The organism is Polaromonas sp. P1_E3 (genome assembly GCF_056405935.1).
The window spans coordinates 1-4,997 of the sequence record NZ_JBFUBD010000204.1 but is presented as its reverse complement, the minus strand read 5'-3'; the positions used below and the strand labels follow the sequence as shown (position 1 = coordinate 4,997).

Annotated in this window: 4 protein-coding genes; all 4 read left to right on the top strand. The window is 63.2% G+C overall.

The features are described 5' to 3' along the window. Positions 1–1,321 (top strand): 3-hydroxyacyl-CoA dehydrogenase (locus AC1D0Z_RS15905; RefSeq protein ID WP_477659192.1); only part of this gene is annotated, 1,321 nt, incomplete at its 5' end. A 44-nt stretch (positions 1,322–1,365) separates the two neighbouring features. After that, positions 1,366–2,541: an acetyl-CoA C-acyltransferase gene (locus tag AC1D0Z_RS15900; RefSeq protein WP_477659191.1), complete on the top strand. Its 1,176-nt coding sequence runs from the start codon at positions 1,366–1,368 to the stop codon at positions 2,539–2,541. A gap of 126 nt (positions 2,542–2,667) precedes the next feature. After that, positions 2,668–3,609, top strand: a complete 942-nt coding sequence (locus AC1D0Z_RS15895; RefSeq protein ID WP_477659190.1) for a hypothetical protein — start codon at positions 2,668–2,670, stop codon at positions 3,607–3,609. 48 nt (positions 3,610–3,657) lie between these two features. Beyond that, on the top strand, positions 3,658–4,997 hold a 1,340-nt coding region (locus tag AC1D0Z_RS15890), incomplete at its 3' end, for an acyl-CoA dehydrogenase family protein (protein WP_477659189.1).

Genomic DNA, 4,997 nt, shown 5'->3' with positions numbered 1-4,997 from the left:
GATGTGGACACCCGAAAGCCGCGCGCTGCGCCACATCTTCATGGCCGAGCGCGCCGCCTCCAAGATTCCCGACGTGCCGGAAGACACGCCCAAGCGCGAGATCAAGTCCGTTGCCGTCATTGGGGCCGGCACCATGGGCGGCGGGATCGCCATGAACTTCCTGAACGCCGGCATTCCGGTCAAGATTCTGGAGATGAAGCAGGAGGCGCTGGACAAAGGCCTGGGCATCATCAGCAAGAACTACGAAGCCCAGGTGAAGAAGGGCAAGCTCAAGCAGGACAAGTACGAGCAGCGCATGGACCTGCTCAGCACCACGCTGAGCTACGACGACCTCAAGGACGCCGACCTCGTGATCGAGGCCGTGTTTGAAGAGATGGGCGTCAAGGAGAAGGTCTTTAAAGAACTGGACCGTGTGATGAAGCCCGGCGCCATTCTGGCCTCCAACACCTCCACACTCGACGTCAACAAAATCGCTGGCTTCACCAAGCGCCCGCAAGACGTGGTCGGCCTGCATTTCTTCAGCCCGGCCAACGTGATGAAGCTGCTCGAAGTGGTGCGTGGCGCCAAGACCGGCAAGGACGTGCTGGCTACGGTGATGGCCGTGGGCAAGAAGATCAAGAAGACGGCGGTGGTCTCCGGCGTCTGCGACGGCTTTATCGGCAACCGCATGATCGAGCAGTACGGCCGCCAGGGTGGTTTCCTGCTCGATGAAGGCTGCACGCCCGAACAGGTCGACAAAGCCATCGAGAAATTCGGCTTTGCCATGGGCCCGTTCCGCATGGGCGACCTGGCCGGTAACGACATCGGCTGGACGATCCGCAAGCGCCGCTACACCGAAAAGCCGGACATGAAGTACAGCAAGACGGCCGACCTGCTCTGCGAAAAAGGCCGCTTCGGCCAGAAGACCGGCGCCGGCTGGTACGACTACGTGCCTGGCAAGCGCGACGCGATCCCGAACGCCGAAGTCGTCAAGATGATTGAAGACCACCGCAAGAGCCTGGGCATCACGCCGCGCAAGATTTCCGACGAAGAAATCGTGCAGCGCTTGGTGTATTCACTGGTCAACGAGGCCGCGCACATCCTGGAAGAAGGCATCGCCTCCAAGGCCAGCGACATCGACATGGTCTACATCATGGGCTATGGCTTCCCGGTCTACCGCGGCGGCCCCATGCTGTACGCCGACCAGGTCGGCCTCTTCAACGTGGTGCAAAGCATGAACCGCTTCGCCCAGAATCCGCTGGACGACGCCAAATTCTGGAAGCCCGCACCCCTGCTGGCCAAGCTCGCGGCTGAAGGCAAGACCTTCAACCTGTCCACCTAAGCCCAGCAGACCGCACAAATCAACGCCCCGATTCGGAGAATCCCATGACTTCAGCAGTAATCGTTTCCACCGCACGCACCCCCCTGGCCAAAAGCTGGAAGGGTTCCTTCAACATGACGCACGGCGCCACACTGGGCGGCCACGCTGTCGAGCACGCCATCCAGCGCGCCGGCATCGAAGCTGCCGAGGTCGATGACGTCATCATGGGCTGCGCCACGCCCGAAGGCGCCACGGGCGCCAACATCGCGCGCCAGATCGCGCTGCGCGCCGGCTGCCCGGTCACCGTGTCGGGCATGACCATCAACCGTTTTTGCTCCTCCGGCCTGCAGACCATCGCCACCGCAGCCCAGCGCGTGATTGCAGGTGAAGCCGACATCTATGTGGCTGGCGGCGTCGAAAGCATTTCCTGCGTGCAGCAGGAAATGAACACCCACATGCTGGCCGACACGTGGCTGGCCAAGAACAAGCCCGAGATCTACTGGAACATGCTGCAGACGGCCGAGCAGGTCGCCAAGCGCTACAACATCTCGCGCGACCGCATGGACGAATACGGCGCGCTGAGCCAGCAAAAGGCCACAGCCGCCCAGGCCGCCGGCCTGTTTGAAGCCGAAATCGCACCGATCACCGTGACGGCCGGCGTGGCCGACAAGGTCATGGGCCTCTCGACCAAACAGGTCACCGTGAGCAAGGACGAAGGCATCCGCGAAGGCACGACCAAGGAAGGCATCAGCGGCATCAAGCCGGCCATCCCCGGCGGCGTGATCGCGGCCGGCAACGCCAGCCAGTTTTCCGACGGTGGTGGCGCTGTGGTGGTCATGAACGAAACCCTCGCGGAAAAGAAGGGCCTCAAGCCCCTGGGCCGCTTCCTCGGCTTCGCGGTCGCCGGCTGCGAGCCCGACGAAATGGGCATTGGCCCGGTCTTCGCGATCCCCAAGGTGCTGGCCAAGCTGGGCCTGAAGATCAGCGACATCGACCTCTGGGAACTCAACGAAGCCTTCGCCGTGCAGGTGCTGTACTGCGCCGACAAGCTGGGTATCCCGATGGACAAACTCAACGTCAACGGCGGCGCCATTGCCGTCGGCCATCCCTACGGCGTGACCGGCCAGCGCCTGACCGGCCATGCGCTCATCGAAGGCAAACGCCGCGGCGCCAAGCGCGTCTGCGTGACCATGTGCATTGGCGGCGGCATGGGCGCAGCCGGCATTTACGAAGTCCTTTAAGCCGCCATGTCGTCATCGCACCGGTCCAGCTCGTTTCCGCGATGGCGTCAGGGCGCGGTGTGCTTGCTGCTGTCTCTGGCGGGCGGTGCCTGCCAGGCAGCACCGGCTGACGATACCGTTCCGATCATGCCCGGGCTTTTGGCCACGCCAGCTTACCGTGAGCACATCGTGGTCGGCTTAAAGCTCTGGCAGCAGGGCCACGAACTGACGCGCCGAAATATGTTGCTGCTGCGTTGTTCGGCGCTGGACCGCCAAGGCTTTCCGGCCCGGCCTGCGCCCGGCATGGTGGCGGTGGCGGACGCTGCGCGTGACTGGCTGAGCGGCCTGGATCGCCACGGCGTTCAGGGTGACACCACCGAAGCGTTGACGGTGCGGGTCAGCCGTCTGGCCGCGCAGGGCGCTTTCAGCCCGGCCCAGATCCATGCATGGAATGCGCTTCAAAGCTCTTTGCAAGGCCAGCGCGGCCTGGCGGTGGTCGCTGTCGCCAACGGCCTGGATCTGATGGCCGTCTCCCTCACCGACGTCAACAGCGGCAGGACATGGAATTGGCCCTTGGCCAAGGTGCGACGGCTGGCCGATGAGCTGAAGTTGCGCTCACCGCTAGACCAGGCGCTGGACGATGTGATTCCCGGCGGAAAGAATGCGTTTGCCAGCGCCAGCGAGGTGCCAGGCGTGACCCAGGGTGACGATCAGGTGCTGGACCGGCTTTCCGCTTCCACCGAGGCCCTGAGTCAGGCTTTTTTTGCCCGTCTTTCTCCGGAGGACCTGGCGGCCTATCGCCAGTTGCAGGCCAATGAGGTTTACGCCGGTTGGCCGGGAATCGCCTCGTCACTCATGGACTTTGCGTTGACAAAGGCATCCATCCCAATGATGCCGCCGCGCCGCGGCACTATCACGCCGCAGGACTTTTGCTCCAAGATGAAGTTTCGCAACTGCAGCGCGGACAGTCCCTTGTATCCGGCGCTTTTGGACTACCGCGCCAAGTTGGCTGAACTGATGGAAACCGATCAGCTGATGCAAGGCGCGCGCCGACTGGTTAAACAGATGCCGGAGGCGGGCTGTCCGTAAAGGCCACGCCTGTCGCCTGGCGCTACCAACGTTTCCGGAGCTTCCACGATGAGCCTCAGGCCCACCCTAGACTTCCTGCTTTACCAATGGCTGGACGCCGAGTCGCTGAACCAGCGGGCGCGGTTTTCTGATCATTCGCGAGAGACCTTTGACGCGGTGTTCGACACCTGCGAGCGCATCGCGCGCGAGAAATACGCACCTTTCAACCGCATAGTGGACACGCAGGAGCCGCACTTCGACGGCGAAAAAGTCATCCTGCCGCAGGCCACGCACGACGCGCAAAAGGCCTACGCGGCCTCGGGCATGCTCAGCGCCGCGCAGGACTATGAAGTCGGCGGCATGCAACTGCCTTACACCGTGGAGGCTGCAGCCAATGCCTTCTTCGCCATGGCCTCGGTCAGCATCGGCTCAGGCCTGCTCACTACCGGCAATGCCAACCTGCTAATGGTGCACGGCACCGACATACAGAAGGAAGTCTTCGCCAAGAACGAATTCTCGGGCCGCTTCTCCGGCACCATGTGTTTGTCGGAGCCGCAGGCCGGTTCGTCGCTCAGCGATGTGACCACGCGTGCGGTGCCTGACGGCGATGGCTTTGAGGCCGACCCGCTGGGTGCGCGGTACCGCCTCAAAGGCAACAAGATGTGGATCTCGGCCGGCGAGCATGAGCTGACCGACAACATCATCCACCTCGTGCTGGCCAAGATACCGGGGCCGGACGGCAAGCTGATCGCCGGCACGCGCGGCATTTCGCTTTTTATCGTGCCCAAGAAGATGGTCGATACAAAAGGCGAGCTCACCGGCGTGCGCAACGACGTGGCGCTGGCGGGCCTCAACCACAAGCTGGGCTGGCGCGGCACCACCAACACGCTGCTCAACTTTGGCGAAGGCAAATACCCGGTGGATGGCCAGGCCGGCGCAGTCGGCTACCTGGTGGGCAAGCCGCATGAAGGCCTGCGCTGCATGTTCCACATGATGAATGAGGCGCGCATCGGGGTAGGCACAGCCGCGACCATGCTGGGCATGGCGGGCTACTACGCCAGCCTCGATTACGCCAAAAACCGGCCGCAGGGCAGACCGGTGGGCGGAGGTTCCAAAAACGGCACAGGTGCCGTGGGCAAAGACGCTTCCCAGCCGCAAATCCGCATCATCGAGCACGCCGACGTCAAGCGCATGCTGCTGGCGCAAAAAGCGTATTGCGAAGGCGCGCTGGCGCTGGAGCTGTACTGCGCCCGCCTGGTCGATGAACACCACACCGCCGAAGCGCAGGCTGCCGACGACGCGCGCCTGCTGCTAGAAGTGCTGACGCCGATTGCCAAAAGCTGGCCCAGCGAATGGTGCCTGGAGGCCAATTCGCTGGCCATCCAGGTGCACGGTGGTTACGGCTATAC

What these genes read in the sequence shown, in the direction of transcription:
- AC1D0Z_RS15895 (WP_477659190.1), top strand. Translation starts at nt 2,668, where the DNA reads ATGCCCGGGCTTTTGGCCACGCCAGCTTACCGTGAGCACATCGTGGTC.
- AC1D0Z_RS15900 (WP_477659191.1), top strand. Translation starts at nt 1,366, where the DNA reads ATGACTTCAGCAGTAATCGTTTCCACCGCACGCACCCCCCTGGCCAAA.